Source organism: Streptomyces sp. NPDC050564, from assembly GCF_044457265.1.
In the GTDB taxonomy this organism is placed as follows: Bacteria; Actinomycetota; Actinomycetes; order Streptomycetales; family Streptomycetaceae; genus Streptomyces.
This window is the reverse complement of record NZ_JBITGS010000041.1, coordinates 18,260-33,772: the sequence shown is the minus strand read 5'-3', so window position 1 is coordinate 33,772 and position 15,513 is coordinate 18,260. Positions and strand designations below refer to the sequence as shown.

Sequence of the window (15,513 nt, the reverse complement as noted above, 5' to 3'; positions counted from 1 at the left end):
CGCGGTCCTCGCCGTTGTGCCTCGCTTGTCGGCACCTGAGCCGCCTGCCGCAGCAGGGCAGCCTCCTTCGTGAACGGATTCGTCGTGCAGGAAGAACCACGGAGTCGACCGTCTGGCGCATCGCGCGGGCCTGACCGTGAGGGTGCCGCTTGTCGCACGATGTTGCCGCCCGGGTAGGGGCAGCTATCAAGGGCGGACGAGGACGGTGCCGATCTTGCCGGGCCGTACCGCGTGCTCCACGGCGTCTGGCAGCTCGCCGAGGCGGCACGTGGCGCAGGTCGATACTGACCATGAGGTGATCGTGGTCGGGACGCCCGTCGGATCGGCCGAGATACGCGCGACGCCTGGTCGGGAACTTGATTCCGTCTGCTTCATCGATGTCGTAGACATACTGCGCGGCCGCGAAGCCGCCAGCGATGTCAACGTGGTAGTCGTGGCGCCTGAGCAGATAGTCGTCCCCGAAGTAGAAGTCCTGCACGATGCTGTGGCTTGCGACAGCTTCCGGTTCTCACCCTTGGAGCCGCCGCCGGGTATCACCCGATGTTGCTGAGCGCTCCGACGATGATCTGAGCCACTTCGTCCGCGTGGGAGAGCGCGATGGCGTGCGAGCCGCCGGCGATCTCGGTGACGGTCGATCCCATGCGTTTGGCCGCAGCACGTTCGGCGTCGGGGCTGATCGCGTGGTCGGCGCCGGCGACGACGAACCAGCTTGGCAGCCTCTTCCAGCCCGGCTCGACCGCCAGGGGTTCGCCGAATGCCACATCGGCGGCGGGGCGTTGGATGACGGCGAGCACGGCGGCCTCGTCGTCGGGCAGGTCCGCACAGAACACCGAGTGGAAGTGCTCCGGCTGGATGTAGAACTCCGTGCCGGTCTCCTCGCCGCGCGGGAATGTGCGCGACAGAAGGGAGCTGTCCAGCTCGGCGGGCGGGAAGGCCTCGTTCGAACCGTGGATGGACACGCCCTGGTCGACACCGAAGGAGGCGACGAAGACCAGTCCCTTGGCGTTCTCCGCCTTGGCCGATGCATAGGTGATCACCGGGCCACCGTAGGAGTGGCCGACCAGCAGCACAGGGCCGTCGATCTGGCTGACGACGCTCGCGATGTACTCACCGTCGGCGGTGAGACCCCGCAGCGGGTTGGGCGGCGCAACGGCTGCCACGTCCGCTGCGTCTAGGCCCGGACTTCGCACATGGGGTTTCAGGTGTCCAGCCAGCGTGGGCGGGTTTCGTCGATGCCGAGTAACTCGAGGAGGTGGGCTTGAACACCGCGGATGATCAGAATGGTTGGCGGGTCGGTGGCTGTTCCGGCTCGCATCCGCAGGCCGGCGAGGTGGTAGAGGATCATGCGTCCGGTCGGGCGGACGGCCCGGTTGTCGGGGTAGAGACCGCGCATCGTCTGATTGCCGCCGAGGGCCTGGCGGACTTGGCGTTCGATGAGGCAGAACACCAGCAGGGCCAGGCAGATCACGGTAATCAGAGCGGAGATCCTGCGGTTGTGCTGCAAGAACACCGGGGCCACGGCGAGCGGGCCCTTGAAGTCGCTGTAGCGGCGCTCGACCAGTTCGGCTGGTCCTTGTAGCGCACCAGGACCTCCGCCGCGTCGGCCTCGGTGGCCTCAAGGGTGCTCAGCAGCGCGTACCAGCCGTCGGCTGCGGCTTGGCGGGCCAGGATGTCCTGGTCGAAGTGCCAGGTCAGGGTGGGGCGTCCGGCCGTGTCGGCGCCGATGACGGTGACCAGGCAGGAGGCGATGCGCCGTTTCCTGACGATGACGCCGATCCGGGCGGTGACCTTCTCGGTGGTGCTGTAGTAGCGGCCGCCGCAGGAGTGCTGGAGCTTGTCCAGTTCCTCACCGGCCTGCTGAAGACGCCGGGCCCGGGCTGCCTGCTGGGCCGTGGCGTTGGCGGTGGAATGGACCAGGATCCGGCGCACCGTGATCTGCGGGTCGCTCTTGCGCGGACCGGCCAGAGTCTGGGTGACTTCCAGCACGCGGTAGCGTCCGCGCTGTGCATCCGGTTTCCCGGCGTCCCGCTCGGCGGTGTAGTCGACCAGAGGGGCTGTCTCGATGTCGAGGCCGGCATACAGGTCATCGGGGATCTTGGCTGCGGACGCTGGAGCGATGAACCGCACCTGTGCTTGCGCCAGGGCCATCAGGTTGGGGTAGGAGACCAGCTTCGAGTCGCCGACCATCAGGAAGTCGCGGGGTGCTGCCAGCTTGCGCAGGGCCGTCATCGCCCCGACGACCTGGGCGACTTCGCCGGCTCCGCCGTCGTAGGCGCGGTGGAAGACGGGGATGCCGCCATCACCGGAGATCGCGATCCCGGCCTGGATCTGCTTGAGATCTGTCCTGCGGTCTTTCGGATGACCGTACTTGACCTGCGGGAATCCATCCTCCGGGTCCTCGTAGGCGCCATGCAGGGAGATGCTGGTCATGTCCCAGTGCAGGCGCGAGACATCGATGCCGAACTCGGCGATCGCGCTCGCTCCCACACTGCCGACGATGCCGTCCAGCTGGGGCGCGATCGCGTCCAGAGCACGGGCGATACGGTCGTCGTTGAGCAGATACGCCTCGATCCCGAAGACCTCCTCCACGGCCCATTCACGGGCCCAGTCACCGACCCGCACCAGCGGCGCGGGCGCGGACAGCCGGTTGGCCACCAGCACCTCGATGACCTGCCCATGGGTGAGATGCGCGATCTCACGGACCGGGCACAGCTCGTCGATGATCCCGGCCACGTCCAGCCGGCGCAGAAACCCGGCAGAGGCAGGCAGAGCGCCCAGACGCCTCTCCACCACGGGCGCGATCTCCACATTCATCCGTGGACGCTGCACCCGTGGCCGCTTGGCACGCGAAATCTTCGACACATCACATCAACGACTACACCGACGACCGGACACCGCACACACCTCGATCCAACCGGACGAGGCATGTGCGGAGGACGGGTCTAGAGCTTCCTCACCCGCACCAGGGGCGATATGAGGACAGCCCTCACCCTGCTCAGGGCCTCCGTGGAAGGTCTCCAGGACAAGGACCTCCTGATGACCGACTGCCGGGGTGAACCGCTCGACGAAGTGCTCCAGCGCCATACCGAGTGGACTGTCGCGGCGCAGCAACTCGCGGCAAAGCTGGGCAAGGCCTACTCCGCCGTCGGGGACCTCGCGTACAAGGAGGCCCCCGACGAGCAGGGGCCGGCGACGCGCGGCTGAGCCTGCCTGTGGGCGACCGACGGAATGCTGTGGCCTGCTGGAACGCAGTGTCCGTGGGGTGAGACTCCCGCGTACCGGACTCCGTTGGGAAATCCGCAAACCGGCGGGTGTGGTCCTGTCGTCAGGCGGCGAGTTGGAGTCGGGCGAGGTATGAGCTGCGGGTTCCGCCGAGGGGTGTTTCGTTGAGCCAGGCGTCGAGCCTGATGATGTTGATGGCGGTGGCTGCGAAGAGGTGCCCGAGGTGGGTCTTGGGCAGGCCGGCGTAGCGGGTGCGGCGGATGTGGGTGCGGCGGACGGCCTGGGAGATGGTGCCCTCCACCCCGGCGCGGATGTTGTAGCGCTGCTGCCACTGGTCGGTGAGCTGCTCGCGGCGCCAGTCCTCCAGTGCTTCCTGCTGGTCTTGGGGCAGCAGGGTCAGGCTGCGGCCCCACTTGCCGTTCGCCGCCTTGGTGCACTTGCCGCGCACCAGGCAGACCGCGCAGTCCTGGGCGGTGAAGTGCACGCGTGAGACGGGGGTGCCGCTGCTCTTGCGCTGGTCGGACCAGCTGGCACTGACCTTCCCCTGGGGGCAGGTGGCCTTCTTGGCTTGCCAGTCGATCGTGAACGCGCTCTGCGTGAAGTGCTCGCCCTCGTAGTTCTCGTGGCACGTGTCCGACCCGACCGGCCCCAGCAGCTCGATGCCGTGTGCGTCACACGCCACCACGATGTGCGCGGCCGTGACGTACCCGGCATCGACGTCGTGCTCATCAGGCAGCAGTTCACGTGCGGCCAGGCCCTGGTGGACGGCCTCGGTGACCTCGGTGTCGGCGACGGTGGCGTCCGTGATGAGGACATGGGTGATCAGGTGCGGGGCATCCGGCTCGCAGGTCTCGCTCAGGTGGGTCTTGTAGCCGCACCAGCCCGAGCCCTGCTTCACGCCGTAGCGGGCGTCGGGCTCGTAGGGGGAGGAGAGCCGGCGTCTGCCCGGCGGGAGGTCTTTGCCCTCCCGCCAGCGCACCCCCTCGCCGTCGCGGTGGTACTGCTCCACCCAGGCCCGGCGCAGGACCTGGACGGCGGGGACCTCCCGTAACCAGGCGGGAGCCTGGGGTGCGTAGACGGCCTGCAGGATGGTGAAGCCGTCCTGGCCGACCTGCTCGGCCCATTCCCGGCGGACGTTGTCACCCTTGGGGAAGCGGTAGGAGTCGATCCGGGCGCCGTAGCGTTTGGCCCAGTCAGCGGTGACCAGCGGGGACAGCCAGTGCGGGGCGGCTGCGGCCAGCGCCTCCAGCGCGGCGCGCAGACTCTCGCCGACGAACTCCATCCGGTTCAGTGTCCGCACGGCCGCGAGCACATGGGTGGAGTCGGTGCGCTGTCGTCCGCCGGAGCGCAGCAGCCCGAGGCCGGAGATCCGCTCCAGGACCAGGTCCAGGACCCTCTCCTCCAGGCCGTGCTCGATCAGCCGGGCGCGGAAATCGCTGAGGACGGAGAAGTCGAACCCCGGGTCATCCAGTTCCAGGCCGAGGAGGAACTTCCAGTCCATGCGGGCTCGCACCTGGTCAGCGGCCTGCCGGTCGGTGTGGCCCTCGGCATACTGCAGCACCGAGACCAGCGCCAGCGCTCCCGGTGACACGGCTGGACGCCCCCGTGCCGAGAACGCCTCTGCGAAGGATTCGTCCTCGAACAGCGGGCCGAGCACCTCACGCACCCGGACGGCCAGCGTCCCCTTCGGGAAGGACGCCCGCACCACCCGAGCGGTCAGCTCCGGCACCCCACGGTCGTCCCGAGACTCCAGCGACACCCAGCCCCACCCCTCGCTCCGACGAACAGAACGATCATGCCGACCTCAGCGAGTCAACGAAGCCGGTTTGCGGAATTCCCAACGGAGTCGTACCGGTGTGGGATTTCCCTGACGAACTCTCGCACGTGTGTTCCGTCAGCCCGGGAACCCCAAATCCTCGGATGCTCGGCAGGCGCAGAGGCCGACGGGTGCGGCGGCATCACTCCGGGTGCGGATCGGGATCGATCCTCATCCAAGGCAGCCCCTCGAACTCCGCGATGATGCGGCTCCAGCCATTGGTTCGCGCACCGCCGGTGGGGCGGCATCGTCTAGCCAGATCTCCGTGCCAGGCGGAAGGTCCTCCGGTCCGCGCTCGGTGCCGATGACGAGTGTGAATTCGAGGTCATCAGGGTTGCTGCGGCAGCAGTAGTAATCCCCTTCGCGCCAGGCTTCCAGAGCGAAGTCCGCGAGGATGGCCTGCCCGTGGCGGTCCCCGGGAAAGAGCAGAAGCAGCCTGTCGCCCCTCACGGGCACGTTGGTGTCGGCGACACGGGCGGCCAGCGCCTTGATGGGGACGGAGGGCTCGACCTGCAGACCGAAGCCCGAGCGGTGCGAACCGGTCGCGGTCGCGATGTGGTAAGGCACGCCGCATCTTCCCACCCTCGTAGGGCTCTCCCGGGAGCCGGGGCGCCGGTGGCGGTCGGCGGGGCGAAGGGCGCGTCGTTCAAGGCGACAGCCTCACCTCTCGTACGACTCCCCCCTCTGGGGGTGCATTCGTCTGCGGACGCGGTGAGCGGAGGCCGGGGCCAAGGGGTGGCCCCGGCCTCCGCCATGTCGTCCGGCCCCGCAAGGTTCTCGACGATGAACTCTCATGGGAGTTTCCTGGTGATCGTTTTGGTTGTTTAGGTAGCTGGCCAGCGGTCCTGTGAATACGCGGGAAGTGGCCGTCCGGTCGAGCCCCGCCCTGCGCACAGGGGTGTGGGGGATGTTCGGAGATCCTCCGCAGGCCCCGTTCGGGCCCTCGGCGATCATCCTCGCCACACCCGGATGTAGTCATCGCCACGTTGCGCCTCACCGATATGAGCATATGCTCTTAATTGTCGACTTGGGATCACCTGCGGTCGGCGCCCCCACCCACACCCGGTCTTACGGCTGGACCTTCGAAGGAGAAACATGTCGAACACGGATGACAGCAAGACCCAAGGCCTCAGCTACTACCCCTGGTGGCTGGACAAGCTGGCCGACAATGTCACCGGGAACGGCTCGTTCATCGACAACGGGCCCATCCAGGGCCCTGAGGCCGTCCACTCGGTCGTGACCGCCGCCCGCGGGCTGTACGAGTTCCAGGACTTCACCTACACCGGCGACTACGGCGACAACGGCTTCATCGAGGAGTACACCACCCGGGTCAAGGGCGAGACCCTCCACGTCGTTGTCACCGTCGCCCGCAATGCCGCCGGCGAGTGCGAACAGCTCGTCGTGAACCACCGGCCGCGCAACGCGATGCTGCTCTTCTCCCGCGAGATGCACAAGAAGTTCGCCGGCACCCCCCTCGCCGATCACTTCCTCGCCGACGAGTCCTGAACCGACGGCATCACCGATCAGCCCGGCCCTCGCGGGGGCCGGCCAAGTCATCGCGATGGTAGGCCTTCAGGCCTGACCCAGGCCGGGCCGCCGCCGCGGTTGCGGTGGGGGACGACTGCCGCATCGGCGTCCCACCCCGACAGCACGCCTCCGACACCGCCCGCATCGCCGTGACCGGCGCATCCACGCACCAACTCAACCCTCATACAGGACCTTCCTGGCACAGCCTGTAGCCCAGTCGTCCGTCTCCATCCCCGTTGTCCCGGCCAAGCCGCCGCTGAAGGAGATAGCCCCATGGGCGATCGCCCATCGGCATCCTCATGCTGGTACTGCTCTACTTTGTGTCACAGGGCACCATTAGTGGCGTCAGCGGCGCGGGCTCGACATCCCGTGCCACTGGCGAGGACGCCGTGCACCCATGGAATCCGCACCCGTGAGGAATCCTCTCGTGCGAGGCATGCCTCCCGCCTGGCCGCAGATGTGCTCGCCCTCGTCGTCGCCTCCTTTCTCGGTGAGCCGAGCGTCGACAGCTCCGTCGGCTTTGAAGAGGCTCATGCCGTGCCCCGCGAGCACGAGGTCGCCACCTGCAGTTGCCGGGAACTTCCCGCCATGCTGCGGCGCTTGCGACTCTCGGCCGTCGCCATCACAGGAGACCTCTGGAGCGCGATCGCACTCGTCTTCGGCGAGCTCAAGGGGCACTCAAACCGCCCCTCCGCCCCGAAAGCGCACCAGGTGACGGTTTTTCTGAGTTGCCACCATTGTGGCAAGATCCCTTGGCTACGCCCCCTCTTCAGCACTGCCGGCAGCGTCGACAGCCAGGCGTGCCGTGGACGCAGAGTCCGCAGGCGAACGCCGCATACCCGGCCTTGGATGGGTGCGGGCGCGGTTTCACCGTGGGCACCGCCGGTCAGGTCGTCCAGGACGTCCGCCAACCGTGCACCACGTGTGTGGGCGCGCTGGGCTCAGGCAAGCGCAAGCGGAGACTCTGGGAATCGTGGCCCTACTCAGCCCAGGGCTCGAAGCCGGTCTCGAGGACGGCTTCGAGGGACGCGCGCAGTCGAGCCGCGTCGGCATCCCCGAACGTCTCCTCGAACCGGGCCTGCACCGCCCGCCACAGGGGCAGCGCCTCCTGGACCCGGGACAGTCCTTCCGGCGTGAGCGTAACGATCCGCGCGCGGCGGTCGACCGCCGACGGCTCGATGGTCACCAGACCCTCACGGGCCAGCGGCTTCAGGTTCGAGGCCATCGTCGTACGGTCCATGGCGATCACCTCCGCAAGGGCGGTGATCGTCGTCTCCCCGTACGCACTGAGCTTCTGCAGGATGCTGAACTGCGTCCCGCGCAGACCGACCGGCGCGAGGGCCTTGTCGTAGGCCGCTCCGAGATACCGCGCCGCTTTGCGCAGCGCCAGGTTGTTGCACAAGGCTGTGCCATCCATCGATACAGCGGCCATCGTCGCCTCCAGAAGCTCTCCCGCCCATTATAGGAGCAAGTGCTCGTTACAGGCGAAGGAGCTTCATCACGCCCGGTGCGCGACAGTCACTGCGCCTGACGTCAGAGGGCCGACGGCGGGTCGAAAGGCGAAGCCCGGCCTGGCGAAGAGCAGCCGTGCGAAGGATTCTGGCGGCCCTGGGCACATCCGGGCACCAGTCGCTTTAAACCACCCCCGCCACCAACTTCAGCGCCTTGTGCAGAGCGGTGGCCGGTCTTCCGGCTGATGGCTGACGCCCCATGAAAGGCCGGGCGGCCCGCCGGGTCTTCCGAGGCCCCGCGCCACGGGCCCTTGATCGGGGGCGGCCGAGGAGGTATTCGGCGCGCTCCCGCTGGGTGTGCATCGCGTCGCTGGTGACGACCAGCCCGGAGACGAGGTCGGCGACGGTGGCCGGGAGCGGCTGGAAGCAGGTGATCTCGTCTCGCTTACAGCATGAGGGCTGTTCGATGGGCGAGCTCACCTTCTCGATCCGGTCGGCACTCTGCTGTGGCAGGCGCCACTTCACGCCCCGACGGCCCTCGCCTGCGAGCGCCAGATCACACACGGGCCTCCGCGTGCCGGGCGCGGTGACGTGCGGGGTGCCCCTCAGGCGAGGTGCTCGCGGAACCACTCGACGGCGGCGTCGCTCGCCTTGTCGAACTGGGTGGTGTACGGGTCGAAGTGGCCGCCCGGGATCGTCCGCAGTCGCTTGGGTTCCAGCGCGCGCTCGTAGGCCGCGAGGGCCAGGTCGGTCACGGTGACGTTGTCGTTGAGCGCGACCACCATGAGCAGCGGTGTGGGCGAGACCCTGTCGACCCAGATTCCGGGCTCGTACATGCGTGCGGCCCGGGTGGAGCGGACGGTGACCTCGTTCTCCCACACACCGTCGGGCTTGGGCTGGAGGTAGAAGTCGATGGCTTCCTGTGTCCGGTAGGACGCGGGCACCGCCGGGTCGCTGCCGACGACGGCCAGGGTGCGGGGGGCCTCACCGCGCGACTGGGCGCGCTCGTCCTCGGAGAATCCCTCCTCCAGGGCCGCGACGGCCTCGGGGACGATGCGGCGCCGGCCCTGCTCGAAGCCGCTGATGGTCGGCACCTGGGAGACCACGGCCCGCAGCCGGCGGTCGGTCGCGCCCAGGACGATCGCGTGGCCGCCGGCGTAGCTGGTGCCCCACAGGCCGATCCGCTCCGGATCGACCTCGGGGAGGCTCTCCAGGAAGGAGATGGCCCGCCGCCAGTCCGCGATCTGCCGCCATGGGTCGACGTCCTGGCGCGGCTGGCCGTCGCTCGCCCCGAAGCCGCGGTGGTCATGGATCAGGACGACGAAACCGTTCTCGGCGAAGGCCTGCGCGAACGGTTCGAGTCCGTGCTCCTTGACCCCGGCGTAGCCGTGGGCCATGGTGATCGCCGGATGCGGGCCCGGGCCGTCCGGCAGGAAGAGCCATCCACGCAGCTGTACCGCGCCGTCGGCCGTGAACTGGACATCCTTGCGCTGAATCATGGAACAACCTTCTTAATAGGGAGGGCCTTCAGCCCTGGTGGAAGTAGTCGGCGTCGATCTCGCCGGCCAGCCGGGTACGCAGTTCCGCGGAGAAGCGGAGCACGGCGCCCAGCGGCCGGTGGTGGATGGCGGCTCGGAGGGTCTGGCCGTCCGCATTCTTGGTCAGGATGGTGACGCCCTCGATCGGCAGGCCGCCGAACGCGGTGGCCTCCCACTCCAGGTAGGTTCGCGGGCCGTCGACGGTCTCCCGGGTGAAGCGGAGCGACTCGTAGATCACGCTCGCCGCGCCCATCACCTTCTTCACCTGGTCGCGGCCTTCCACCGGGCGGGTTAGGACGCTCGCCTCCAGGACCACGTCCTTGGTGAACGCCTCACCGAACGCGGCGGCGGACTTCTGTGCGAAGGCGTTCGTCCACCCCTGCGGGCGGGGGGTGTTCGCGGCGGGGGCGCTGTCGGTGCCGTGGGCCTCGGCGAGGAGGCCGTCGAGGTGGGTGGCGACGTCGGCCGCCTGCTCGATGTGGGCCCAGTGGCCGGCCTCGGCCACCGATGCCGCTGTCCTGGCGGTGAAGCGGGGCGCGATCGCGTCGTTGACCATGTCCTCGGTGACGAACCCGTCGCCCTCGCCGCGAAGGATGAGCACCGGGCCGGCGTAGCTGCTCGGCCGTTCGCCGTGGGGGTGCCCGGTGTTCCAACAGTCGGCGAGGGCGCGGACGACCTCCGGACGCAGATGCCGCCCGGTCGCCACCAGCCGGTCGAGCTCGGCCTCCGGGAACGCGGCGGACAGCTGTTCGCGTACGCCCCGCTGCCCGTCCGCGTCGCCGCCCAGTGCGCGGAACTGTTCGATCATCTCGTCGGGCAGGTGTACGCCCGCGAGGGGGACCGGGGTCACCAGCATGAGTCCGCGGGCCCGGTCGGGTCGCTGCACCGCGACCAGTTCGGCCACGGCGGCGCCCATGCTGTGACCGACGATCACAAAAGGCTTGCCGAGGGTGTCGACCACCGCGCCCGCCTCGTCGGCGAACCGGTCGTAGTCGTAGGGTCCGTCCACCGCGTCGCGGTCGCCGCAGCCGGCCAGGTCGAGTGTGACGCACTCGATGCCGGGTGTGGTGAGCTGGGGGATCAGGCGGTCCCAGGCGTACTGGTCGTCGAGGAAGCCGTGGACGAACACCACGGCCAGGTCTCCGTCGCCGGTGCGCCGATACCGTACGTCGGTGTCGGCGACGCGTTCCGTCTTCATATATGTCCTCACTGTCCGGGAGCGGACGTCGCCCCGGAAGGGGACCGGTCCTGGCTTTCGATGGGGGAAGTCGGTCGGACGTGCGTCCAGGCGCTGCATCCGGTGGATCGTGTCGTCTCTCGTGACCTGCGGATTCGGGATGCGACGCGTTCGATTGGCTGGGCGCGGCGCTGTCCTCGGATCACGGGACAGAACGCAATTGGCCGCCTAGATCCGGGCCACGCCGTCGCGCCGGGCGGCCTCTGCGACGGCTTCGGCGACCGCGGGGGCCACTCGAGGGTCGAAGGGCGACGGGATGATGTGGTCGGGACGCAGTTCCCCGGCAATCAGGGAGGCCAGGGCGTCCGCGGCAGCGATCTTCATGCCCGGCGTGATGCATGAGGCGCGGACGCGGAGGGCGCCGGCGAAGATGCCGGGGAAGGCGAGGACGTTGTTGATCTGGTTCGGGTAGTCGCTACGGCCGGTCGCCACGACGGACGCGTACTTGTGGGCCACGTCAGGGTGGATCTCGGGCGTGGGGTTGGCCATGGCGAAGACGAAGCCTCCCTCCGCGAGGGTGGCTACCGCGGCCTCGGAGACCGTGCCGCCGGAGACGCCGATGAAGACGTCGGCGCCGGCCAGGGCCTCCTCCAGGGTGCCGGTGCGTCCCGCCTGGTTGGTGTTCACGGCGATGTCCCGTTTGACGTCGGTCAGATCAGTACGGCCGGAGTGCAGGACGCCGGCCCGGTCGGCGACCACGACATCACCGATGCCCGCCTCCAGCAGGATCTTGGCAATCGCGACCCCCGCCGCTCCCGCGCCCGATATGACCGCGCGCAGGTCGTCGAGGGTCCGCCCGGTGAGACGGACGGCGTTGCGCAGGGCCGCGAGGGTGACGACAGCCGTGCCGTGCTGGTCGTCGTGGAAGACCGGGATGTCGAGGCGGTCCTGAAGCTTGCGCTCGATCTCGAAACACCGGGGCGCGGAGATGTCCTCGAGGTTGATGCCTCCGAAGGACGGTGCGAGGCGAGCGACGGTTTCGACGATCTCGTCCACATCCGTGGTCGCGAGCGCGATAGGTACGGCGTCCACGTCACCGAACTGCTTGAACAAGACCGCTTTGCCCTCCATGACCGGCAGTGACGCCTGCGGGCCGATGTCGCCCAGACCAAGCACCGCGGTGCCGTCCGTCACCACCGCGACCGTGTGCGAGACCCAGGTGTAGTCGTGCACGAGATCGGGCTGCCCGGCGATGGCCGTGCATACCTCGGCGACACCCGGCGTGTACGCAAGTGAGAGGTCCTCAGGGCCTCGCAGCGGCACCGTCGGGGTGATCGCCATCTTTCCCCCGTGGTGCAGCGCGAACACCGGCTCGACGCGTCGCCGGGGCGTGGGGCTCTGCGTCGACGTGACGCTTTCTGTTTCCACAATTGATTCCTTTGCTGATCCCTTTGCCGGCGTCCCGTGCCCGCTCGCCAGGCCGGATGCGGAGGCCGGACGACGAGGCCGTGTGCCCTGAATCTCGTGCGGAGCGGCTGCCGCCGGGCCGGCGACGACCGCTCGGGCGCTGTCAGGCAGGCGCTGGTTCTCTGTGGGGTGGTCCCGTCTTGAGGTGGCCCCCGATGCACAGTTCGCGCCGGCATGCCCGGTCGGCGGATCGTGGTGGGCTCCCGGCGCGGGGCAAGGCACTTCGCGGCGGCGCCGGAACGCTCCGGCAGCACCGGTGGTTGCGACGCTGCTGGCGACGACGGCCGTGCACCCGCGTCGGGCACCGCGCCCGGCCTGCCCCGGTCTCCGTCGGACAGGCCCTGGCGACGGCCGGGGCCGTGGGGTTCACCAGCGCGGAGTCCCTTCGGCCAGCTGCAGTTCGCCCCTTCCGAACGAGAAGCTCTCGTTCGGGACCGGGATCAGGGCGATGAAGATGTCGTCGGGCGAGACCCCGAGCGTTTCGACGACCAGCCTGTTGATGGCCGCGGAGACCGCCCGCTTGTCCTCCAGGGGCCGGTGGGCCCCGAGGAGAACCGTGATGATCATGGCGTCTGAGCTGCGCTGCATGCCCATGAACGTCGGGTCGAGGAACAGTTCGTCCTCGCCGTGTTCGCTGATCATGATGAACCGGTCGCCCTCGGGGATGCCGAGCCCCTGCACCAGCGACTGGTTGAGGGCATCGGCGAGCGCACGCTTCTGCTGCGACGAGAAGCGGTTGGCGGGGATGTGGGCGTTGAAGACCGGCATGGGGGGCTCCTTCGGGGAGTGCGGTGTCGGGTTGCCCGACCGTTCGGAGGGCCTGGTCCAGGCCCCGGTTGCGGCGCTGCCGCCCTGGATGTCCGCGGCGCACGGCCCGAGCCTGCGGGGCGCGGAGGCGATGGGTGTGGGCGTCGGTGCCGTCAGGCCTTGGTGGCTCCGGAGGGGGACCACTCGGCGCTGTCCACCGGCGACCATCCATCCGGGCGCTCGTCGAGGCGTTGGCTGCGCCTGCCCAGACGCTCGCGCAGTACATCCGCCGGCAGGGGTGTGACGAACGCGTTGTCGGCCAGGGTGTACTCGGCGGCGAGGCGGCCGACCGCCGGAATTGCCGCGGTGTCGATCCGACCGTTCTGGGCGTAGACGTCGTCGCGGATGTGGAAGCGCACGACCTTGCCCCAGACAACGTGGTCGTTGACGTCGCCGACCTGGATGATCCGGTCGAGCGTGCATTCCATGGCGATCGGGGAGTCCTTCACACGCGGCACCTTGACCACTTCACAGGCCTCTTTGGCCAGGCCGACCTCGTCGAACTCGTCCTGGGAGCTGTCGAATTCGATCGCACTGCGATGCATCTCGTGGGCCTGCGGAAGCGTGACCAGGTTGGTGACGAACTCACCGCTGTCCCGGATGTTGACGAGCGTGTCCTTCAGGGTCCCGTCCGACCGCGGCTGCAGGGTCAGGGACACTATCGGGGGGATCCGGCTCACTACGGTGAAGAACGAGATCGGCGCCAGATTGGCGATACCGGATGACGACAGGGTGCTCACCCAGCCGATCGCGCGCGGTGTGACCGCGCCGATGAGGAGCTTGTAGGCGGACGTCGCGTTCAGTTCGTCGCTGTTGATGATCACGTCGATGGCCTCTCTGGCGTGCACGGCGGTACCCCGCCGGTGAAGGTGCGGCTGGTGCGGGCTGGGGACGGGGCAGCGGGGCCATGGGTCTTGGGGGTGGTGCGCCGCGCCGTCGCGGTTGCGGGGTCAGTTGGCTGCGGAGGGAAAGAACTCAAGGCCCTCGAGCACGTCGCGCCCCTTGGCGGTGTCGGCGTACAGCCGCGCCTCCGTGACCAGTCCGTCGGTCACGGCGAACAGCAGGAGGTGCTCGTTCTCCATCGTGCGGCCGTTCTTCGCCTTCGCTCGGGCCCGGACGGGGACCACCACGTGCGACCCGGCGTCGAGCACCGCGTGCAGGTCGTAGTTGAAGTACTCGTAGTAGTGGTCGAAGAGATCCTTGTAGAAGGCCACGAAACCCTCCCGCCCGTGGAACGTCCCGCCGTAGGGCAGTGAGGTGGGGAAGTGGAAGACCACGTCCGGCGACATCAGAACCACCAGGTCGGACGAGTCGTTGTTCTCGAATCCGGTGTAGGCGCGGTGGCAGGCATCAACGATCGCCTGGTTGCTCGACATGCTTCCTCCATGCTCATGGCTGAGTGCGGTGCTGGGTGAACATGTGTCCACGCACCTTGGGTTCCGTCCGGTCGTACGCGGAGGGACCGGAGGCAAGGGGGCGGGCCGATCGGCTCGTGAGACGCGCGGCGGGCCGGAAGCCTGACGGGCTCGGGCGGTCGCCGAGCGGCTTCGCGGGCCGAGGGTGCGGTAGTGCCAGTGCCTGCCGACCGCCCGATGGCCGCTAAGTTCTCATCTGGAACCCAGGAAGTCAAGGCTGGGTTCCAAATGGCGACCCTGGGGCTATCCTGGCGATATGGAGTGGCGTGAACTAGATCTGGGCAATTGCAGCGTCGCCGCGACCTTGGGGCTGATTGGCGAGCGGTGGACCCTGCTCATCCTGCGCGAGGTCTTCGCCGGCCTGCACCGCTTCGACGAGATCGCGGAGCACCTAGGGGTCTCCCGTCGCGTCCTGACCGAACGCCTGGGGCAACTCGTCGACGCCGGCCTGCTGGAGCGCCGGAGCTACCAGGAGGCCGGACAGCGCGCGCGCTACGAGTACCACCTCACGTCGCCCGCCCACGACCTGCAGTGGATTCTGGCCGCCCTCCTGCAGTACGGAGACACCCATCTCGGCGGCCCGGAGGGCCCGCCGACACTGCTGAACCACGCCGGCTGCGGCGGCCAGGTGCATGTCGAGCTGCACTGCTCCTGCGGGCAGGAGGTCTCCGGCTCCGAGGTGGTGCCGATTACCGGCCCCGGCGCCGTCAGCGCGTCTTCCTGACGGCAACCCGCTCCTCGATCACTCCCGCATCCCGGCAGCGCAGGGCGACAGGCAGCCTCGGCGTTCCCGCCGCGTCCGGGCCGGCCCTGTTCGCCTATCGGCCCGGCCACGCTGCGGCCGGTCCAATCCGGGGCGCGTGTGATGACACGAGAGAGGGCCGTCACACCGAACATCCGTGAGCGTGACAGACATCGCAAGATGATGTCTCTTTCGGCCGAAACGCTGATGCATCGGGCGCCTTCAGGGGAACCCGTTCCTTGGAAACAGCAACTCCCTTTCAGCACACGCAACTTCGATGAACGATGAGGGGGATCCCCTCAGTCGCCCGGGCGTTCTCTGAAAGAAGTAAAGTGATTGTGTACATGTCGT

General features: G+C 68.5%; 17 protein-coding genes. 4 read left to right on the top strand and 13 right to left on the bottom strand.

The window, feature by feature from the left end:
- The first annotated feature begins 268 nt into the window (after positions 1 to 268).
- Complete coding sequence (locus ACIBK0_RS42455) at positions 269 to 550, top strand: hypothetical protein (RefSeq protein WP_399092679.1); 282 nt, start codon at positions 269 to 271, stop codon at positions 548 to 550.
- On the opposite strand, the gene ACIBK0_RS42450 is transcribed toward ACIBK0_RS42455, so the two are convergent.
- From ACIBK0_RS42450 to ACIBK0_RS42440, 3 genes are read right to left on the bottom strand one after another with little or no spacing between them, the layout of a single operon-like run.
- Positions 534 to 1,160 (bottom strand): alpha/beta hydrolase, encoded by a 627-nt coding sequence (locus tag ACIBK0_RS42450; RefSeq protein WP_399092676.1) that lies wholly within the window; start codon positions 1,158 to 1,160, stop codon positions 534 to 536. The genes ACIBK0_RS42455 and ACIBK0_RS42450 overlap by 17 nt on opposite strands.
- A 38-nt stretch (positions 1,161 to 1,198) precedes the next feature.
- The gene (locus tag ACIBK0_RS42445; protein ID WP_399092673.1) at positions 1,199 to 1,519 is read right to left on the bottom strand and encodes a hypothetical protein; all 321 of its coding nucleotides are present in this window, start codon (positions 1,517 to 1,519) and stop codon (positions 1,199 to 1,201) included.
- The gene (locus tag ACIBK0_RS42440; protein WP_399092670.1) at positions 1,474 to 2,814 is read right to left on the bottom strand and encodes an IS1634 family transposase; all 1,341 of its coding nucleotides are present in this window, start codon (positions 2,812 to 2,814) and stop codon (positions 1,474 to 1,476) included. Before ACIBK0_RS42440 ends, ACIBK0_RS42445 begins: the two co-directional genes overlap by 46 nt.
- A 159-nt stretch (positions 2,815 to 2,973) precedes the next feature.
- Between ACIBK0_RS42440 and ACIBK0_RS42435 the strand changes: the two genes are divergently transcribed.
- Positions 2,974 to 3,204: a hypothetical protein gene (locus ACIBK0_RS42435; RefSeq protein ID WP_399092668.1), complete on the top strand. Its 231-nt coding sequence runs from the start codon at positions 2,974 to 2,976 to the stop codon at positions 3,202 to 3,204.
- Between the two features lie 121 nt (positions 3,205 to 3,325).
- Here ACIBK0_RS42435 and ACIBK0_RS42430 read toward each other — a convergent pair whose 3' ends face one another.
- Together ACIBK0_RS42430 and ACIBK0_RS42425 are read right to left on the bottom strand one after the other, a co-directional pair.
- Complete coding sequence (locus tag ACIBK0_RS42430; protein WP_399092665.1) at positions 3,326 to 4,981, bottom strand: IS1182 family transposase; 1,656 nt, start codon at positions 4,979 to 4,981, stop codon at positions 3,326 to 3,328.
- A 228-nt stretch (positions 4,982 to 5,209) separates the two neighbouring features.
- Entirely contained in the window at positions 5,210 to 5,605 is a 396-nt protein-coding gene (locus ACIBK0_RS42425; protein WP_399092662.1) for a hypothetical protein, read from the bottom strand.
- A 528-nt stretch (positions 5,606 to 6,133) separates the two neighbouring features.
- Between ACIBK0_RS42425 and ACIBK0_RS42420 the strand changes: the two genes are divergently transcribed.
- Positions 6,134 to 6,544 (top strand): hypothetical protein, encoded by a 411-nt coding sequence (locus tag ACIBK0_RS42420; protein ID WP_355493053.1) that lies wholly within the window; start codon positions 6,134 to 6,136, stop codon positions 6,542 to 6,544.
- A gap of 1,000 nt (positions 6,545 to 7,544) precedes the next feature.
- On the opposite strand, the gene ACIBK0_RS42415 is transcribed toward ACIBK0_RS42420, so the two are convergent.
- The 8 genes from ACIBK0_RS42415 to ACIBK0_RS42380 form a co-directional block, all read right to left on the bottom strand.
- A complete protein-coding gene (locus tag ACIBK0_RS42415; protein WP_399092659.1) occupies positions 7,545 to 7,997 on the bottom strand; it encodes a MarR family winged helix-turn-helix transcriptional regulator in 453 nt (150 codons plus the stop codon).
- 202 nt (positions 7,998 to 8,199) lie between these two features.
- Positions 8,200 to 8,541 (bottom strand): hypothetical protein, encoded by a 342-nt coding sequence (locus tag ACIBK0_RS42410; RefSeq protein WP_399092656.1) that lies wholly within the window; start codon positions 8,539 to 8,541, stop codon positions 8,200 to 8,202.
- An 80-nt stretch (positions 8,542 to 8,621) separates the two neighbouring features.
- The gene (locus ACIBK0_RS42405) at positions 8,622 to 9,515 is read right to left on the bottom strand and encodes an alpha/beta hydrolase (RefSeq protein ID WP_399092653.1); all 894 of its coding nucleotides are present in this window, start codon (positions 9,513 to 9,515) and stop codon (positions 8,622 to 8,624) included.
- Between the two features lie 28 nt (positions 9,516 to 9,543).
- On the bottom strand, positions 9,544 to 10,752 hold the full coding sequence (locus tag ACIBK0_RS42400) for an alpha/beta fold hydrolase (RefSeq protein ID WP_399092650.1): 1,209 nt from the start codon (positions 10,750 to 10,752) through the stop codon (positions 9,544 to 9,546).
- 207 nt (positions 10,753 to 10,959) lie between these two features.
- Positions 10,960 to 12,162, bottom strand: a complete 1,203-nt coding sequence (locus tag ACIBK0_RS42395; RefSeq protein ID WP_399092832.1) for an NADP-dependent malic enzyme — start codon at positions 12,160 to 12,162, stop codon at positions 10,960 to 10,962.
- Positions 12,163 to 12,564: 402 nt separating this feature from the next.
- Entirely contained in the window at positions 12,565 to 12,966 is a 402-nt protein-coding gene (locus tag ACIBK0_RS42390) for a tautomerase family protein (protein ID WP_351316156.1), read from the bottom strand.
- Positions 12,967 to 13,118: 152 nt separating this feature from the next.
- The gene (locus ACIBK0_RS42385) at positions 13,119 to 13,853 is read right to left on the bottom strand and encodes a flavin reductase family protein (protein ID WP_355491471.1); all 735 of its coding nucleotides are present in this window, start codon (positions 13,851 to 13,853) and stop codon (positions 13,119 to 13,121) included.
- A gap of 102 nt (positions 13,854 to 13,955) precedes the next feature.
- Positions 13,956 to 14,381 carry a nuclear transport factor 2 family protein gene (locus ACIBK0_RS42380; protein ID WP_351316162.1) on the bottom strand — a complete coding sequence of 142 codons (426 nt, stop codon included), beginning with the start codon at positions 14,379 to 14,381 and terminating at the stop codon, positions 13,956 to 13,958.
- 295 nt (positions 14,382 to 14,676) lie between these two features.
- Between ACIBK0_RS42380 and ACIBK0_RS42375 the strand changes: the two genes are divergently transcribed.
- On the top strand, positions 14,677 to 15,144 hold the full coding sequence (locus ACIBK0_RS42375; RefSeq protein ID WP_399092646.1) for a winged helix-turn-helix transcriptional regulator: 468 nt from the start codon (positions 14,677 to 14,679) through the stop codon (positions 15,142 to 15,144).
- The last annotated feature ends 369 nt before the right edge of the window (positions 15,145 to 15,513 follow it).

Coding starts and splice junctions, on each gene's coding strand:
- ACIBK0_RS42375 (WP_399092646.1), top strand. CDS start 14,677: ATGGAGTGGCGTGAACTAGATCTGGGCAATTGCAGCGTCGCCGCGACC.
- ACIBK0_RS42440 (WP_399092670.1), bottom strand. CDS start 2,814: ATGAATGTGGAGATCGCGCCCGTGGTGGAGAGGCGTCTGGGCGCTCTG.
- ACIBK0_RS42400 (WP_399092650.1), bottom strand. CDS start 10,752: ATGAAGACGGAACGCGTCGCCGACACCGACGTACGGTATCGGCGCACC.
- ACIBK0_RS42435 (WP_399092668.1), top strand. CDS start 2,974: ATGAGGACAGCCCTCACCCTGCTCAGGGCCTCCGTGGAAGGTCTCCAG.
- ACIBK0_RS42415 (WP_399092659.1), bottom strand. CDS start 7,997: ATGGCCGCTGTATCGATGGATGGCACAGCCTTGTGCAACAACCTGGCG.
- ACIBK0_RS42380 (WP_351316162.1), bottom strand. CDS start 14,381: ATGTCGAGCAACCAGGCGATCGTTGATGCCTGCCACCGCGCCTACACC.
- ACIBK0_RS42390 (WP_351316156.1), bottom strand. CDS start 12,966: ATGCCGGTCTTCAACGCCCACATCCCCGCCAACCGCTTCTCGTCGCAG.
- ACIBK0_RS42405 (WP_399092653.1), bottom strand. CDS start 9,515: ATGATTCAGCGCAAGGATGTCCAGTTCACGGCCGACGGCGCGGTACAG.
- ACIBK0_RS42420 (WP_355493053.1), top strand. CDS start 6,134: ATGTCGAACACGGATGACAGCAAGACCCAAGGCCTCAGCTACTACCCC.